This window comes from Ekhidna sp., assembly GCF_039960695.1.
Taxonomy (GTDB): domain Bacteria; phylum Bacteroidota; class Bacteroidia; order Cytophagales; family Cyclobacteriaceae; genus Ekhidna.
Genome location: NZ_JBDVKP010000006.1, coordinates 37,860 through 54,763 on the forward strand (window position 1 = coordinate 37,860; position 16,904 = coordinate 54,763).

The following is a 16,904-nucleotide window of genomic DNA, read 5'->3' on the forward strand; positions in this document are numbered from 1 at the left end:
ATCAGATGCTCTCTAGGAAGGACCAGAAATTTATAAAATCGCTCAAAGTTAAGAAGTACCGCACTCGTGAGGAGTGCTTTTTGGTAGAAGGAGCAAAAAATGTGCAAGAGTTGTTAAATTCTTCATTTAAAGTTGAAATGGTAATCGGTACTGAGAATTTCTTTTCCTTGAATATGAAATCGGGAAATCATCGAAATGAGATTGCAAATGCGGATTTATTATCCCAGCTAGGTACATTTAAGTCTAATGAGGATTGTATTGCAATAGCCAAGATGAAAAATTGGACATTAAGTGACGTGAAGTTTGATGAGCACATTTTTGTTTTAGATGGAGTTGGAGACCCTGGGAATGTTGGTACAATTATCCGAACATTGGATTGGTTTGGGTTTAACCAAATAATCTTATCTCCTGATTGTGCCGAGTTTTATCACCCCAAGGTCATAAATAGTACAATGGGATCTTTTACGCGAATTAATGCCGTGACAGTTGATTTAGAAACGTTTTTTAAGCATAGTGAGCATAAAGCTTATGCTGCTGACATGAAAGGAGCAGAATTAGCAACTGTTGATTTTAATTCGCCATCTGTAATAATAATGGGAAGTGAATCACATGGGATAAGCGAAGACACAAGAAATCACGTCTCGCAATTTGTCACGATACCACAGTACGGCAAAGCGGAATCATTAAATGTCGGAGTTGCCACTGGAATACTGGCTGCTCATTTGCGCATGTCAAGATAGCGCTTCATTAGGGAGGTAGTGGAAGAATCATGCCTTCCATCTCTATTCTCTTTTAATTCTGCTAGAATAGGTTTGGATAATTGTTTTCCTAATTCGACTCCCCATTGATCAAAACTGAAAATATTCCAAATTAACCCCTGAGTAAATACCCGATGCTCATAATAAGCTATGAGTTTACCTAGATTAAATGGATTCAATTCTTTAATTAGGATGCTGGTAGATGGTCGATTTCCTTTGAATACCTTCGAATTTTTTAGAATATTACTTGCTCCGGGATCAATTTCTCGAAGTACTTGTTCCAGTGATTTACCTGTCAGCAAAGCTTCAGATTGAGCAAAGAAATTGGCTAACAACTTTTCATGATGATCGTTGTAATTGTGCGCAGGATTTGCAATGCCAATAAACTCACAAGGTATGACTTTTGTCCCTTGGTGTATTAATTGATAAAAGGCATGTTGACCGTTAGTTCCCGGTTCTCCCCAAATAATTGGTCCTGTTTGGTGTTTCACCTCATTACCTTCCCTGTCAACGTATTTGCCATTACTCTCCATATCCACTTGCTGCAAATAGGATGGAAGGTATCTTAATCTATGGTCGTAGGGTAGAATGGCCATGGAATCATACGTACGAAAATTATTATACCAGATCCCAATTAGCGCAGAAATTACAGGTAGATTACTATCTAAGTCTGTATTTCTGAAATGATCATCCATCTCTTTGCCACCAGATAATAAAGCTTCAAATTGATCATAACCTATCACACATGCGATACTTAAGCCGATAGCGGACCAAAGCGAAAATCTACCACCAACCCAATCCCAAAACTCAAACATGCACTCGCTTGAAATCCCAAAATCAATAACTGCTTTTTCATTGGTGCTTACAGCTACAAAGTGCTTGCTTACATTTTCTTCGCTTCCTCCATTCTTGATAAACCATTCTCTTGCGGAATATGCATTCGTAATTGTTTCCTGAGTAGTAAACGTTTTGGATGCGATTATAAAGAGAGTAGTTTTCGGATTAAGGTTGTCTAGCGTTTCCGCCATTTGCGCTGCATCGACATTAGAAATAAAATGAGGTGTAATACTTTTCCAATAAGGACGCAGCGCATTGGTAACCATCTTTGGCCCCAAATCTGATCCACCAATGCCAATATTGACTATATCTGTAATTGGCTCTCCATTATAGCCAGCAATTGTGCCATCATGTAGCTTCGCTACAAATTTTTTGATTTTGTTAAGTTCCTTTTCAACTTCAAAATTACCTGCACTTCTGAGGGCCACATGTAGAACCGCTCTACCCTCTGTTTCATTGATCTTTTTGCCGTCAAACATTGCCTTGATGCCATCATCTAGTTTACACTCTTTTGCGAGATCAACTAAAGCAGTCATCACATCATCAGAAATTTCATTTTTAGAAAAGTCGAAGTGAAAATCCTGAAGATCAAATGTGAATTTCTTTATTCGGGAGGGCTCTTGAAGTAGCTTTTGAATGTTGTATTTGACTGCAGCTAATTCGTTGAGCTTTACCCATGACTTAGTGGTCGTTGGGTCAATCTTTGGTAGCATGATAAAAAAAATTTAGAAAAATCCAGGAAGGATGTCTTCCCTCACGAAGAGATAATACGAGTATGCCACGAATCCGATCAAATATACAATCCCTTCCGCTCTGTCGAGTTTGTATTTATTCAGCGTAAACATAAATATGAATAGCATGAGTGTTCCTAGCATAACTATATACAAGTCTGTATTCAAGGAAGGTGTGTATACCAATGGCGAATGCACGATTGATGTTACACCAAGAACGAGGAGTAAATTGAATATGTTAGACCCAACAATGTTACCTACAGCTAAATCGGATTTTTTGTGGAAGGCAGCTACAGCGGATGTAGCAAGCTCAGGAAGTGAAGTGCCTGCCGCTAGGATTGTAAGACCTATCATTTTGTCACTAACATGGTAAAATTTTGCGATGGTGACAGCATTTTCAACAATTAGATTCCCGCCAAACACCAATCCAACGATTCCTAAAACGATCATGATAGTTGTCTTCAGACTACCATAAAGTTCAATATCTTCTACTTCAGCTTCTGGATTTCTGCTCAGATTCATAAAAATGTAGACCAGAAAGAGCACAAACATTACAAGCAAAATGATTCCATCCTTGACATCAAGCATGTTAGTTTCTGTGTCAAAGAACAGAGCGTCATTTACTAAGATGAAGAAAATGAAAGTTGCTAAAAGAGAGTATGGCACTTCTTTCCATAGTGCATTTCTTTCAACCGTGAGTGGATAAATAATACTCGCCACTCCAAGAATAAGGAAGATGTTAAAGATATTTGAGCCAATGATATTGCCAAAAACAACTTCATTAGCGCCACTTCCTCCATCTTGAACTGAACCAGAAATTATATTCACGACGAGCTCTGGTGCGGATGTTCCCATCGCAACCACTGTAAGTCCAATAGCTATATCGGAAATATTAAAACGCTTGGCTAAAGAAGAAGCTCCGTTTACCAGGTAGTCCGCCCCTTTGATTAGGAGAACGAAACCTACTATTACAAGCAAAAAATTTAGTAATACGTTGCTCAATTCAGTTTAAGGTTAGATTGGTGACTCACTATTTTGAAAGACTATTTTACATTATCCTTCTAATCTTCGCAAATTAACACTTTTGGTTTATTTAATCCAATAATTTGCCTTTTGATCACAAATTCAAGTCATTCAATAAGTTATGGATTTTTTCTTTCAATTTATCCTCTGTCTTAAAATAGCCTTCTTCATCTAATTCGCTCATAACCGAAAAATAAAATTTAATTTTTGGTTCTGTGCCCGATGGACGAATGCTTACTTTGGTTCCATCTTCAGTAAGGTATTGAAGTACATTCGATTTTGGAAAGCGGATTACCTCTTTTTTTCCCTCCAAGTCAATTTTATGTCCTTCTAAGTAATCTATTATTTGACAGACTTTTGAATTTGCAAGATGTGATGGTGGATTCTTCCGGAAATTATCCATCATTTCTTTAATCTCTGCGACTCCTTTTAGCCCCTTTTTTGTTATGGATTTAAGCTCTTCGTAATAAAATCCATACTGTCTATAAATTTTAATGAGTAATTCAAATACAGTCAGGTTTTGACTTTTTGCCCATGCTGCCATCTCAGCAATCATCACACTGCTAGCCACAGCGTCTTTATCTCGAACTTGCTCTCCAATCATATAGCCGTAGCTTTCCTCACCACCACCGATAAACACTTCCTTCCCTTCTTTCTCACGGATCAATGCTGCTATCCATTTAAAGCCAGTTAATGTGTCATAACAGTTGGTTTTGAAGCTTATGGCAATATCTCTGATTAATTCAGTAGTAACTATTGTTTTACCAATATATTCATCACCTTTCAATCCTTTCTCATTCCACTTTTCCAATAAGTAGTACACTAAAAGTGATCCTGTCTGATTCCCGTTCAGCAATTGAAATTCTCCTTTTGTGTTTTTAACAGCAATACCAACGCGATCAGCATCTGGGTCTGTTGCCAATACGAGATCAGCATCAATTTTTTCTGCCTCTATCAATGCCATTGACATAGCCTCTTTCTCTTCGGGATTTGGATAAACTACTGTCGGGAAATTGCCGTCTGGTGTTTCTTGATCTTTAACAATATGGATATCAGTAAATCCGATTTTCTCTAATGCGACTGGCACCATGGTAATTCCTGTACCATGGATAGAGGAGAAGACAATTTTTAAATCACAATTGGATTTCCTGATCTCAGTAGATAGAGACAAACTGGTGATCATATTTAAATAGGCATTATCTATTGCTTCACCTATTGGTTCGATAAAATCTGGATTAGATTCAAAGTTTATCTCATCTATGGATTTAATCTTTTTCACTTCGCTGATCACATTTTTATCATGTGGAGGAACTAACTGTCCTCCGTCAGACCAGTAGGCTTTGTATCCATTATACTCTTTTGGATTATGCGAAGCGGTAAGAACTACGCCTCCCTGGCAGCCTAAATGTCGTATCGCGAACGATAACTCTGGAGTCGGTCTCAGTTCCTGAAATAAAAAAACCTTGATTCCATTAGCGGAAAAGACATCAGCACACGTTTCTGCGAACAATCGACTATTATTTCGACTATCGTAAGCGATTGCAACTGTGATTTTACCGTCGAATTGTTGCTTCAGATAATTTGAAAAGCCTTGTGTTGCCATTCCAACCGTATACTTATTCATCCGATTGGTCCCGATACCCATTAATCCACGAAGACCACCAGTACCAAACTCCAAATCTATTTGGAATGATTCGGCTAGGTCATCTGGGCTTGCTAAAAGGGTCTGAATTTGACTTTTAGACTCTTCGTCTATATTGCTGGCATTTAACCATTGATAAGCTCTATCCTTTGCGTTCATTTATGCAAATCCTAATTTCGTTTTAACTCTGTGTAAGACTTCATTTGCAACAACAGCTGCTTTTTCCTCACCTTTTTTTAGTTGACCTTCAAGCTCGTCGAGATTACTTATGTAATAGTCGTATTTTTCTCTTTCCACTTTAAATTTTTCGAGTAGCAATTCAAATAATTCCTGCTTGGCATGGCCATAGCCATAATTTCCACCTTCATATTTTTTTCTCATATCAGCAGTTTGACCTTCTGATGCAAGAAGTTTGTAAATAGAAAAGACATGACAGGTATCAGGATTCTTTGGCTCTTCAAGCGGAGTGCTATCGGTCACTATTTGCATTACATTTTTTCTGAGTTTCTTTTCTGGCAGGAAAATATCTATGATGTTGCCGTAGCTCTTACTCATTTTCTCCCCATCGGTTCCAGGAACTGTCATCACTTGATCATCAATTAGCGCTTCCGGAATAGTAAATACCTCGCCAAACTGGTGATTAAATGAGGTAGCCATGTCTCGAGTCATTTCAAGATGCTGTTTCTGATCTTTACCAACGGGTACAAAATCCGCATCATAGAGTAAAATATCGGAGGCCATAAGAACTGGATAATCAAAAAGCCCGGCATTAACATCTGCCAATCGATCAGATTTATCCTTAAATGAATGAGCGTTTGCTAACATTGGAAATGGAGTGAAGCAATTCAGATACCAAGTAAGTTCACAACAAGCCGGTACGCGTGATTGTCTGTAAAAAGTATTTGCGTTTGTATCAAAACCACATGCTAACCATGCAGCTGCTACAGCATTCGTATTTTCTATGCGTAACTTTGAGTCTTTGATGGTTGTGAGTGAATGCAAATCAGCAATAAAAAAGAAAGATTCATTCTCTTTGTTTTTAGACAACTCAATGGCTGGCATGATTGCCCCTAAAAGATTGCCTAAATGTGGTTTGCCTGAACTTTGGATACCTGTAAGTATTCGTGCCATTAATTGAAAAATTTGTGCAAACCTATATAATTTGATGCTTTGTCCTTCGTCTTTAAAAGAACCAAAATGAAAATTACAATGAGACTTTTTCTATCCATTTCAGCACTTTTAGTTCTGATGACAACTATAGCTCAATCAAAGTTGGATTTCGCTAAGGTAGATCATGATTTTGGTGAGATCAGAGAAGAGGCAGGGCCCGCGGAATTTACTTTTCATTTTGTCAACAATGGAGATGAGCCTATTCGGATTACGGGCGTAAAAGCATCATGCGGATGTACAACTCCTGGCTGGACCAACGAACAAGTACTACCCGGTGATTCTGGGTATGTTAAGGCAAAGTACAATCCAAGAAACAGGCCAGGAAGATTTAGGAAATCGTTACGAGTATCAACTACTGATGCGTCATCAAATAAAACACTTTATATCGCAGGATTTGTAAAGCCGAAACCTAAAACACCAGAGCAAGAATATCCAGTTAATTTAGGTGTTTTTAGGCTTAAGTACAGAGGTATGAATATGGGAAAAATCACGACGGAGAAGGTCGTCGAAAAGAAATTCGATATCTATAACAGCTCTGATACAACTGCTATTTTAAATCCAAATTCGATGACACTTCCTGATTATATCACTGTTTCACTGGAGCCTGCATTTTTAAACCCCAGAGAAGTTGGAGAGATTAAGGTTACTTATGACCCAATCAAAAAGAATGATTTTGGATATGTGAGCGATAATATACAGCTGGAAAACGATTCAAAAGAAGACTTATCTGTAATTGCTGTTATAGAAGAATACTTTCCAGTGATGACAGCAGAAGAACTTGATAATGCGCCAAAATTAGAGATTTCTGATAGGTCATTTGACTTTAGTAAGGTTAAAGCTGGAACTGTTCTAGAGATAGAATTTGAATTGGCAAATACGGGAAAAGAGAAACTCTTTTTTAGAAGTGTGAAATCAAACTGTGGATGTATCACATACGAACTTAAAAACAAAGGCATCAAAAAAGGAAAAAGTCAAGTGCTTAAAGTCTTTTTTGACACCTCTGAAATGCGTGGAAACCAGTACAAGTCAATCACCATATATTCAAATGATCCAGTAGCTCCAACACAGATAATAACGATAAAAGGAAAAGTAGAACAATAGAAGATCTTTTATTTCTCCCACTTATTATTTTCTCTATTTACATCTGCCATATATCCGCTTTCATCAATTTCAATTGATTGAATACTGGTATTTGGAGCATCAATTGTAAACTGATAAGTTGGATGTGTCCAGGACCAGTCTGGTAGGATTATACGTTCCAAATTTGATTCGTTTTGCTTTTCACCTCTCATAATTGAAAGTGGTGCATAATAAATTTTCTTGGAACCGTCAGCGAATGTCACATAAACATCCATAGGCATTGGCATTTTACCTTCCCGCTTTAAAGTCACAACGGTTTTTTCTTCAATATCTTCAACCTTAGATACCGCATAGTCAATTGTACTTGTCGTATTCACCCAATAATCGAGATACCAGTCTAATTCTAAATCAGACTCCTTTTCAAATACACGAATCCAATCATTGGCATCTGGGTGTTTGAAACGCCACTGGTAATAATATTTTTTCAGCGCTCTAGCCGTAGCTTCTATCCCGATCACATAATTCATTTGAGCAAGAGCGATTGCTCCCTTGTAATAAGAACCTAATCCATATGCTGCATTCGTTTCAAAATGATCCGCATGTGTACTAAGAGGCTCTTCCTTGCCGGATTGGGTTAGGTAGATGTACGTTCTGTAGTTACCCTCTTGAGTTCGATTGGAATTGCTGAAAATATGGGACATTGTTTCAGCTGTTGCGTAAGTTGTAAAACCCTCGTCCATCCATGCGTAGTAGCTTTCGTTGGTAGCTAAAAGCCCCTGATACCAGCTGTGCAAAGCTTCATGAACCGTCACACCAACCAAACTTTGAAGTTTTCTATTACCGGTGATTAATGTTGCCATTGGATATTCCATTCCACCATCACCACCTTGTATAATAGAATAGTGAGGATAAGGATATTCACCAAAATTTTGCTCGATAAATGAAAATGCTTTCACCGCCAACTCAGGGAGCTGTTTCCATGCTTCTGTTTTTTCTCCTTCTTGGTAAAAGAAATGTAGTTCTGGTCCACCTTCTACCATTGCTGTTGTGTGAGTGTAATCACGATCAGCAGCCCAAACAAAATCATGTACTTTTTCGGCTTCAAATCGCCAAGTAAGTTTTTTCCCCTTTCGTTTTACTTTTACTCCTTCATCTTCGTATCCATACCCAATTTCATTTGGATTTTGCAAAACTCCCGTAGCAGCTACTATATAATCTTTATCTATTGTGAGGTTTACTTTAAAGTCTCCCCATGGGGCATAAAATTCTCTTCCTACATAGGGATGTGTGTGCCAGCCACGTTCGTCGTACTCTGCCATTTTGGGATACCACTGTGCCATACTATAATCTATTCCCTCGGCATTGTCCCGTCCACTTCTACGAATTTGGATGGGCACTTGGCTTTGAAAATTCATATTTAAAACGGTTGCGGAGCCAGGTAGGATTGGTTGGGCAAGTGTAACCTCAAGTAAGGTTCCTTCAACTTTGAAGTTTACCGCTGAACCATCTTGAGTAAGTGATTTTATTTGGTGATACCCAATCTCAGAATCATTCAATTTCGAAATACGATCTCCAACACGTCCATCAGGATCTTCTATTGTTCTACTTCTTTTGTCCATCATGCTCTCAGGCTGGAAAGCGTTGAAATAAAGATGATAGAAAACACGAGTCAAAGTATCTGGACTATTATTGAAATATTTCAATGTTTGACTGCCAGCAAACTGATGGTTTTCTACATTAAAGTCAATATCCATTTCATACGCTACGCTTTGTTGCCAGTACGTTTGTGAGTAGACGAATGATGTCATTCCGACAAATAAAAGTGTGAAAAAGGCTTTCTTAATAAAATTATATTTCATAATCGAAAATTAGTTTAACATTTTATACTCAGTGTGGTTATTAAATACGTATATTCATAAATCAATTAACCACTGAGAGTATGGAAAAAATTTTAGACTTCTTCCTTTTGATCATTTTCGCTTTTGGATCTGCTATCCTCTTTACGTTTGCTGTAATTTGGAAGTTTATTCAAGCAATGTATCAGGTTATTACTTCTAAATAAGTTATACGTCAACCTTGGCGTATTTCGCATTCTTCTCGATGAATTCTCTTCGTGGCGCTACTTCGTCACCCATGAGCATTGAGAATAAATGATCTGCTTCTGCAGCTGACTCTATCGTCACCTGCTTAAGGCTTCTATGCTCTGGATCCATAGTGGTTGTCCAGAGCTGATCAGGATTCATTTCCCCTAGACCTTTATATCTCTGAACTCCGACTGTATCTTCTTTACCTTCTGGTGCAATTTCTTTTATCACACGTGCTCTATCATCTTCCGACCATGCATACTTTTCGGTCTTGCCTTTTTTAATTAAGTATAGAGGGGGTAAAGCAATATATAGGTATCCACTTTCAATAAGTGCCCTCATATATCTAAAGAAAAATGTAAGAATTAGTGTTCGAATGTGGCTACCATCGATATCAGCATCGGTCATAATAATAACCTTATGGTAGCGAAGCTTTTCCATATTTAAGGCTTTCTCATCCTCCTCTGTCCCAAACGAAACCCCAAGTGCTGTGATCATATTCTTGATCTCATCATTATCATATATTTTGTGCTCCTGAGCTTTTTCTACATTCAAAATCTTACCTCTAAGGGGTAGGATAGCTTGGAACTTTCTATCTCTGCCTTGCTTGGCTGATCCACCAGCAGAGTCTCCCTCCACCAAGTATAGCTCGCATACTGAAGGATCTTTATCTGAACAGTCAGCCAGTTTACCAGGCAGACCTGTTCCCGAAAGAACATTCTTTCGTTGTACCATTTCCCGTGCTTTACGAGCGGCATGCCGTGCTTGTGCAGCCACAATTACCTTGGATACAATTTGTTTTGCTTCCTTCGGATGCTCTTCTAGGTATTCATTGAGAATTTCGCTTACGCAAGTATCTACTGCACCCATTACATCGGAGTTGCCAAGCTTAGTTTTGGTTTGACCTTCAAACTGAGGTTCTGCTACTTTTACTGAAATCACGGCCGTAAGTCCTTCACGGAAATCATCACCCGATATATCCACTTTGACTTTGTCCAGAAGTCCAGATTTGTCTGCATAACTCTTCAAAGTTCGTGTTAGAGCTCTTCTGAATCCTGACACGTGCGTACCACCTTCAATGGTATTGATGTTGTTTACATACGAAACTACATTCTCTGAATATGAAGTATTGTAGCTCAGTGCAACTTCTACAGGTACAAGGCCTTTTTCACTTTCAATATAGACTGGGTCAGGAATAAGGCTTTCTCTAGTAGAGTCCAGATAACTAACGAATTCAGCCAATCCACCTTCTGAATAAAAAGTCTCTTTTAGTGGCTCACCGGAATCATCTAGGTCCCTATGGTCGATCATATGAATGGTGATTCCAGAATTAAGGAAAGATAATTCCCTTAATCTGGAGGCGATTGTTTCAGAGTTGTATTTGTTGGCACTGAAGATATCCATGTCCGGTTGGAAATGAATTACTGTCCCACTGATATCCGTTTTGCCGATTTCTTTTACTGGAGCCTGAGGTACTCCAATCTTATACTCCTGCTGAAAAATTTTACCATTTCGGTGTACAGTTGCGATTAGGTGAGACGAAAGTGCATTTACACACGATACTCCAACTCCGTGAAGACCTCCTGATACTTTGTATGTGTCTTTATCAAATTTACCCCCTGCGTGAAGTACTGTCATTACTACCTCAAGTGCACTTCTATTCTCCTTCTTATGGATGTCTGTAGGTATGCCCCGACCATTGTCAGTTACAGTAATTGACTCATCCGTATTGATCTCTACAGTGATCGTATCACAATGACCAGCTAGCGCCTCATCTATTGAGTTATCGACAACTTCCCAAACCATGTGATGGAGGCCTTTTAGACCAATGTCTCCAATGTACATTGCAGGTCTTTTCCTAACAGCTTCAAGGCCTTCTAAAACCTGGATATTACTGGCAGAGTAATCCCCTTTTTGCATTTGCTTATTTTCTTCCATGTGCAGTGATTAAAAAACAGGTAAAAGAGCTTAAATGGCTATTTTTTTGCATTTTTTTGATTTGCTCTCTGTTGTTTAAAATGATGTCATTTTCAATCTACAAAGGTACTTAAATTATATCGATTTGGCGAGATTTTTGATAGTTAAAATAGACCTTTAAAATCACTCTATTACCAAACCTGTAATGCGACTAATTTCCCTCTTGTGTTTTCTATTTCTCACTTCCATTTCCTTAGTTGTTTTCACGCAGGAAACAAATGACCATTTGGACCAGAATGAGGGGGACAGTGTAGTCCTGGAAAGAAGAAAGAGATATGAGGCAACTCTTAAATTCATTGAAGAAATGCGGAGAAGAAGGGAGAAAGATCCTCAAGGGTTTGCAGATTCAATTGCTCAAATAAAGGAGAAACAAAAATTCCACACAGCTTCAGCAAGGATAGAGGAATATAGGCAGTCTCAGAACTTAAATGAGCTAGTTGAAATAGATATTAGTGGAGCCAGGTTAGTTGAAATTCCAGATTGGATATTTGAAGCTAAAAATCTTGAGATTCTGGTTTTGGATAACAATCGAATTTCCGTTTTGCCCGATCGGCTAAACGAGTTGAGTAAACTTCGTAGAATCTATTGGAGACATAACGATCTTGGAAATGCGAATGTCAGAATTTCTAGATTAGATAGTATAGAGAAAATTGACTTGACAGGAAATGATCTTTTAAAGCTACCGAAGGTTCATCGTTTGAAAGGATTGGAAGAATTGGTTTTGGAAGATAATTCGTTTAAAAAAATCCCCACATGGCGAGCAAGAAGACTTAAAGACTTAAAGGAACTAGATTTATCAATAAATCCGCTTGAAATTGATAAAAGATGGTATGGCTTACTTGATCACATTGAGATTTTAAAATTGAATAAATGTCACATTAGTGATTTACATCCTTCAATCTACAGGATGATTGAACTTAAAGAACTCCAAATTCAAGTGAATGATCTTCAAACTATTCCAGATGGAATATCTGCTTTAGAAAAGCTTGAGAAATTGTCATTTTATAAAAATCAACTTGCAGTTCTCCCGAATGATTTTTTTGATTTGGATATGTTGAAAGTTATTGACTTTTACTACAACCAATTTGAGAAAATTCCACCTGAGATAGGCAATTTGAAGAATATAGAAATACTTTATCTTTCCTTTAACAGACTGTACGACATTCCAGGAGAGATTAATCAATTGGAAAATCTTGAAGAGCTGTATATCCATCACAATAGACTGAGTGAAATTCCACTCAAATTAGGCGAGTTACAAAAACTTAAAACATTTCATTTTCAGCATAATTACATACCGGAATTTCCAAGTCAAATTTTAGGAATGAAAAACCTAGTAGATCTGGATATTTCAGATACAGATATTAAATCTATTCCATCGGGTATTATTGATTTACATCTTAAAAATTTCTATTGGCGTAACCTTGAAATTAATCTGGCAGATCCAGATAATAGGCAAACGACTCAGGTATTGATGAAACTAATGGATCAGGGAACCAATGTTGTACCTGGCATCTCTATTGTTGAATTATTTGATGATTAAGAGATATTTATCTTGAAAAATGAATTTTATTACTTGAAAAAGTTCAATTTTGATAGATTAAGACCTCCAGATGAATCAGCTATCACGATTATTTGTATTGATTCTTTTTTTCAATACCGCCAAAATGTACGCTCAAACAAGTATTCCTCAGATTCCTGCTGAAAAGCAAATCAGTTCCAGCACCGGTATATGGCTTGGATTTTATACCAAATATCATTTCAATGATAAGTGGGCATATTACGGTGAGTATCATGTCCGAAAAAGAAATGGATTCGAGGACATGGCACAAGTCTATTTACGATTTGGAGCTACATATACCGTTATGAGATATTTAGACGTTACCGTAGGGTTCGTTCATCCTTTCTATTGGGCGCCTAATCAGGAAGATCCGAATGTAGACAAAATCGTACCACAATATCGATTGTGGCAACAAGCAGTCTTAGCAACTCCATTTGAACACATTAAGCTTTATCATCAGCTGAGAGTGGAACAGCGGTGGAAGCGTGATTACGAAAAAGGTTCTTCCTTTAAGCTAACCCATCGATTTAGATATAAGATGACCGTTTACGTTCCGTTGAATAAACCAGCTTTTGAAAATCACACATTGTTTCTTTCTCTCTACAATGAGATTTTTATTCAAGCTGGAAAAACCATTGTATACAACCATCTGGAAGATAATCGAACGTTCGCTGGATTAGGGTATAACTTAAATGAGCAATTTCAGATTCAAGGCGGATATATGTTTACTTTCAGACATAAAGGATCCCCTTTTGATTATGAAAAACGTCATATTTTCAGATTGAGTTTGTATCACCACATGGATCTTCATCTAAATCGGCATAGGGAGGAGAGAGATATTCCTATTCATTAATAGAGGTCATTTGCCAGCATAACAAGTGTGCAAGCAAACTGTACGTCAATTCCGTTTTCTTTAGCCTTTGTTGCCAAAGAGGGGTTCTCAGATCCAGGATTGAAAATAATTCGTTTCGGATTCAGGGAAAGAATGTATTCTTCCCATTCGCCTTGATTTTGTGGGCCGATATACATTGTAACTGTATCTATATTAGCTATTGATGGCGTCTTTCTAAGGTCTAAAATCTCTTTACCAAATACTTCACCTTTTTTTATTCCCAGAGGTACGATTTCATGATTCTTTGATACCAATCTATTGGCCGCTAAATACGCGTATCTGTTTCGATTAGGTGTAGCACCTATAATCGCAGTTTTCTTGCTCATTGAGTCTTGCTTTTACTTTTTGTAGTAGCAAATCCAATATTCAAACCTATTATCAACGGAAAATGAACAGAGGATTTAATCTCCTGATCAAAATAATTGTCTAAGACTTGAATTGCTTCATATTGTTTGTTGAAAGAACGAGCTGAAACCCCAACCCCAACAAAAGCATCTAAGGTAAAACCTGAAGTACCAACATCTTTCATCCATCGAGAGCCAATGAAAATCCCATATCCGTAAGAGGTTTCTACCAAGTTGCCAAACCTTCTTGGCTCTTGAATGATAAGAGTGTCGGTGTGATTCACCTGGTTGTTGAGGTACTTGAAGTTTACTTCATGACCAAAATAGAACATCCCTAACTTCGAATCTGCATGATAAAATTTTTGTCTAAAATGTACTTTCATTCCTCTTCGGTAAACCTTGTAATCGCCAATTTCACTGTCGGGTGTAAAAAAGGGTGATCTAAGAAGATCAAGTTGTAATTCATAGCCAAGGCGTTCTTGGATGTAATACTCAATGGCAATGGGTAACTGATCATCGAGAAGCCAAATGGGATTAGTTCCAATTATGACACCCTTATACTCGTTAACTCTAGGCAAAAAATACCGTAATCCTCTTTTTTCGGGATGGTAAGTTGGTTTATCAAGGGATTCTTTTTCTTCAAAATCACTTGTTACTCTGGTTTTAAAAATTGGCTTTTCATTCTCATAAATAGGATGGTAGGTGCCTGCCGTAGTTCCGTCGGGATTATATAGTGTCCATTCGCCTACACGTTTATCATCCTTTATTTGACCTTTCATTTTAATGGTGCCGTCAGGATAATATCCGGTGTAATAGCCTTTATTATCATTTAATTCAGCTTCTCCTTCGAGATGCCCTTGATCGCTGTAATAGTACCATTTCCCAGTTTTTTTTCCGCTCAGAATGTGACCTTTAGACTTCTGATTTCCACTTGGATAGTATTCATTAAACTCACCGTCACCTTCATCAAAAAGGACTTCTCCTAAAACTTCACCAGTAGGATAGAAGAGCTTCCAATAACCATCTTTCTGATCATTTGTAATTATTCCTGATTGACTTAATTTACCGTTTTCATGATAGTATTTCCATTCACCTTGACGATCGCCATCAACATATATACCTGAGGCTGCTCGTTCACCGTTTTTGTGATAGTAAATCCATTCTCCACTCCTTAAACCATTTTTAAACTCACCTATTGCCTCTATTTCACCAGACTCGTAATAGTAGATCCATTCGCCTTCACTCTTGTCATTGATGTTTCGACCTTCCATTCTCCGATTACCTGATGGGAAAAATTCAGTGTACTGACCCTTACCATTTTTTATTATTGCCTGTGCTTTGATGGATCCATCTTCGAAAAAATAGTTCCAGATCCCACTCTTCTGATTTTTTGCATAATCACCACTGCTTTTTTCACCATCATTCTCATAGTAAAACTTCCAGTGTCCTTCTTTAGAACTTCCTTTTAGCCTTCCTTCTGATTTGATATTGCCATTTTCGTAGTAATATTTCCAGATTCCTCTGGGGATACCTTTGGTAAATCTTCCAACTGCCTTTTTGCGGCCATTTTCATAGTAGTAGTGCCACGCACTATCGGGTTTATTTTTTTCATACCATCCATAGGTTTTCAACGAACCATTAAAATAAAATGCCTCATATGTTCCCTGAAGAGTAGAATCTTTGATAGAGAAGTGATAAACCTCACGTACTTTGGAACTATCTGAATCGAAAAAATTCTTTCCTTGTTTGATTTGCGAAAATAGGGGTCCAGACAGACTTATAATGACGATATAGGCGCCAATTTTAAGCATGAGGACTTTCCAATGCTCTTTTGAATTTCTGACCCCATTCCTTCATTTCTTCTTGCGTCCATAACTCTGGATAAAAGATAATTCGTTGGCGTCTTGGCGGCAGATATTTTTGCCAGTTAGTTCCTCCAGATGCCTTTATAACATCAGGATCCCTTTGGAGATATCTGGTTGCAGATTTAAGATGCTGAAGTGGCCAATCTACATTGGCTTTTAGATCTAGTTTTTTCATTTCGGTAACAATCTCCTCATTACCTAAATAATGCTCCTTGTATTTGCTTAGTAAATTGCAATCTGCGGTTTGCTGGCCCAGTTCGATAAATTCCTTACCGTACTTTGCTTCGAATTGCCTGAGTGTCAGTGTTTTCTTTCCTGTTGCTAATTCTGTCGCTCCAGTCTTCCAATAAAGAAACTCATAAAGGACTGAAATGTCACTTTCATTTTTTAATTCGTCTCTTTTTTCAAGATTCAGTAAGTTTTTGAAGTCTGTGGAATAAATCTCAAGTTTACGATACTGTGCTGATTGAAATCCACTAGCTGGTAATAGTGCCATTCTGAATGCAAGAAATTGGTCTTGATCCATTCCGTCTGTCATCACATCAAATGAATCTATGAGGTGATCTAAATAGCGATTAATCCTTTTTAGTCTTTTAAGAAATGTGGTTTCTCCCACAGGATCAGTAAAAACAGATTGTTCCATTTCATTTAGGATCATTCTGAAATAAAGCTCTGTAACTTGATGATAGAGGATAAAAATTTTCTCATCAGGAATTGCAGTTCGAGGAGATTGGAGACTAAGAAGTGTATCCAAATGGATATAATCCCAATAGGTTAAGTAATCTGAATAGAGGAGGCCATCCAAGTAGCTGGAAAGGTCCTGACCCATAGCTTCATATTTCTCTCCCAATTTGGTCAATTGTTGACGTATGGTTTCGTCTATCTTCTTTTCCTCCATCGTAGTGTTTTAGTTGAATTATATGGTTGTAAATTTGGCCAAAAT

14 protein-coding genes are annotated in these 16,904 nt (G+C 37.7%); 5 read left to right on the forward strand and 9 right to left on the reverse strand.

Going from position 1 to position 16,904, the window contains the following annotated elements:
- Positions 1–5: 5 nt before the first annotated feature.
- Complete coding sequence (locus tag ABJG98_RS04005) at positions 6–740, forward strand: RNA methyltransferase (RefSeq protein WP_348278186.1); 735 nt, start codon at positions 6–8, stop codon at positions 738–740.
- Here the strand turns inward: ABJG98_RS04005 and pgi are convergent.
- The 4 genes from pgi to trpS form a co-directional block, all read right to left on the reverse strand.
- On the reverse strand, positions 719–2,308 hold the full coding sequence (gene pgi / locus ABJG98_RS04010; protein ID WP_348278187.1) for a glucose-6-phosphate isomerase: 1,590 nt from the start codon (positions 2,306–2,308) through the stop codon (positions 719–721). The genes ABJG98_RS04005 and pgi overlap by 22 nt on opposite strands.
- 12 nt (positions 2,309–2,320) lie before the next feature.
- Complete coding sequence (locus tag ABJG98_RS04015) at positions 2,321–3,304, reverse strand: calcium/sodium antiporter (protein WP_348278188.1); 984 nt, start codon at positions 3,302–3,304, stop codon at positions 2,321–2,323.
- A 139-nt stretch (positions 3,305–3,443) separates the two neighbouring features.
- The gene (locus tag ABJG98_RS04020; protein ID WP_348278189.1) at positions 3,444–5,150 is read right to left on the reverse strand and encodes a phospho-sugar mutase; all 1,707 of its coding nucleotides are present in this window, start codon (positions 5,148–5,150) and stop codon (positions 3,444–3,446) included.
- Entirely contained in the window at positions 5,151–6,122 is a 972-nt protein-coding gene (gene trpS, locus ABJG98_RS04025) for a tryptophan--tRNA ligase (RefSeq protein ID WP_348278190.1), read from the reverse strand.
- A gap of 78 nt (positions 6,123–6,200) precedes the next feature.
- On the opposite strand from trpS, the gene ABJG98_RS04030 reads away from it, so the two are divergent.
- On the forward strand, positions 6,201–7,262 hold the full coding sequence (locus tag ABJG98_RS04030; protein ID WP_348278191.1) for a DUF1573 domain-containing protein: 1,062 nt from the start codon (positions 6,201–6,203) through the stop codon (positions 7,260–7,262).
- Between the two features lie 8 nt (positions 7,263–7,270).
- On the opposite strand, the gene ABJG98_RS04035 is transcribed toward ABJG98_RS04030, so the two are convergent.
- On the reverse strand, positions 7,271–9,100 hold the full coding sequence (locus ABJG98_RS04035; protein WP_348278192.1) for a M1 family metallopeptidase: 1,830 nt from the start codon (positions 9,098–9,100) through the stop codon (positions 7,271–7,273).
- A gap of 80 nt (positions 9,101–9,180) precedes the next feature.
- Between ABJG98_RS04035 and ABJG98_RS04040 the strand changes: the two genes are divergently transcribed.
- A complete protein-coding gene (locus ABJG98_RS04040; RefSeq protein ID WP_348278193.1) occupies positions 9,181–9,303 on the forward strand; it encodes a hypothetical protein in 123 nt (40 codons plus the stop codon).
- Position 9,304: 1 nt separating this feature from the next.
- On the opposite strand, the gene gyrB is transcribed toward ABJG98_RS04040, so the two are convergent.
- Positions 9,305–11,263 (reverse strand): DNA topoisomerase (ATP-hydrolyzing) subunit B, encoded by a 1,959-nt coding sequence (gene gyrB / locus ABJG98_RS04045; RefSeq protein WP_348278194.1) that lies wholly within the window; start codon positions 11,261–11,263, stop codon positions 9,305–9,307.
- A 184-nt stretch (positions 11,264–11,447) separates the two neighbouring features.
- On the opposite strand from gyrB, the gene ABJG98_RS04050 reads away from it, so the two are divergent.
- Both ABJG98_RS04050 and ABJG98_RS04055 read left to right on the forward strand, forming a co-directional pair.
- Complete coding sequence (locus ABJG98_RS04050; protein ID WP_348278195.1) at positions 11,448–12,842, forward strand: leucine-rich repeat domain-containing protein; 1,395 nt, start codon at positions 11,448–11,450, stop codon at positions 12,840–12,842.
- A 70-nt stretch (positions 12,843–12,912) separates the two neighbouring features.
- Positions 12,913–13,713, forward strand: a complete 801-nt coding sequence (locus tag ABJG98_RS04055; RefSeq protein ID WP_348278196.1) for a DUF2490 domain-containing protein — start codon at positions 12,913–12,915, stop codon at positions 13,711–13,713.
- On the opposite strand, the gene ABJG98_RS04060 is transcribed toward ABJG98_RS04055, so the two are convergent.
- Genes ABJG98_RS04060 through ABJG98_RS04070 form a run of 3 tightly spaced genes read right to left on the reverse strand, consistent with a single transcriptional unit; the run spans position 13,710 to position 16,859 of the window.
- The gene (locus ABJG98_RS04060) at positions 13,710–14,078 is read right to left on the reverse strand and encodes a CoA-binding protein (RefSeq protein WP_348278197.1); all 369 of its coding nucleotides are present in this window, start codon (positions 14,076–14,078) and stop codon (positions 13,710–13,712) included. The two genes, ABJG98_RS04055 and ABJG98_RS04060, sit on opposite strands and share 4 nt — an antisense overlap.
- The gene (locus ABJG98_RS04065; protein WP_348278198.1) at positions 14,075–15,907 is read right to left on the reverse strand and encodes a membrane-binding protein; all 1,833 of its coding nucleotides are present in this window, start codon (positions 15,905–15,907) and stop codon (positions 14,075–14,077) included. Before ABJG98_RS04065 ends, ABJG98_RS04060 begins: the two co-directional genes overlap by 4 nt.
- A complete protein-coding gene (locus ABJG98_RS04070) occupies positions 15,900–16,859 on the reverse strand; it encodes a tryptophan 2,3-dioxygenase family protein (RefSeq protein WP_348278199.1) in 960 nt (319 codons plus the stop codon). Before ABJG98_RS04070 ends, ABJG98_RS04065 begins: the two co-directional genes overlap by 8 nt.
- Positions 16,860–16,904 lie beyond the last annotated feature (45 nt).

Bases quoted from the DNA above. Each gene is read 5' to 3' on its own strand.
- trpS (WP_348278190.1), bottom strand. From the start codon at position 6,122: ATGGCACGAATACTTACAGGTATCCAAAGTTCAGGCAAACCACATTTA.
- ABJG98_RS04040 (WP_348278193.1), top strand. From the start codon at position 9,181: ATGGAAAAAATTTTAGACTTCTTCCTTTTGATCATTTTCGCTTTTGGA.
- pgi (WP_348278187.1), bottom strand. From the start codon at position 2,308: ATGCTACCAAAGATTGACCCAACGACCACTAAGTCATGGGTAAAGCTC.
- ABJG98_RS04070 (WP_348278199.1), bottom strand. From the start codon at position 16,859: ATGGAGGAAAAGAAGATAGACGAAACCATACGTCAACAATTGACCAAA.
- ABJG98_RS04020 (WP_348278189.1), bottom strand. From the start codon at position 5,150: ATGAACGCAAAGGATAGAGCTTATCAATGGTTAAATGCCAGCAATATA.
- ABJG98_RS04060 (WP_348278197.1), bottom strand. From the start codon at position 14,078: ATGAGCAAGAAAACTGCGATTATAGGTGCTACACCTAATCGAAACAGA.
- ABJG98_RS04035 (WP_348278192.1), bottom strand. From the start codon at position 9,100: ATGAAATATAATTTTATTAAGAAAGCCTTTTTCACACTTTTATTTGTC.
- ABJG98_RS04030 (WP_348278191.1), top strand. From the start codon at position 6,201: ATGAGACTTTTTCTATCCATTTCAGCACTTTTAGTTCTGATGACAACT.
- ABJG98_RS04050 (WP_348278195.1), top strand. From the start codon at position 11,448: ATGCGACTAATTTCCCTCTTGTGTTTTCTATTTCTCACTTCCATTTCC.
- ABJG98_RS04065 (WP_348278198.1), bottom strand. From the start codon at position 15,907: ATGCTTAAAATTGGCGCCTATATCGTCATTATAAGTCTGTCTGGACCC.
- ABJG98_RS04055 (WP_348278196.1), top strand. From the start codon at position 12,913: ATGAATCAGCTATCACGATTATTTGTATTGATTCTTTTTTTCAATACC.
- ABJG98_RS04005 (WP_348278186.1), top strand. From the start codon at position 6: ATGCTCTCTAGGAAGGACCAGAAATTTATAAAATCGCTCAAAGTTAAG.
- gyrB (WP_348278194.1), bottom strand. From the start codon at position 11,263: ATGGAAGAAAATAAGCAAATGCAAAAAGGGGATTACTCTGCCAGTAAT.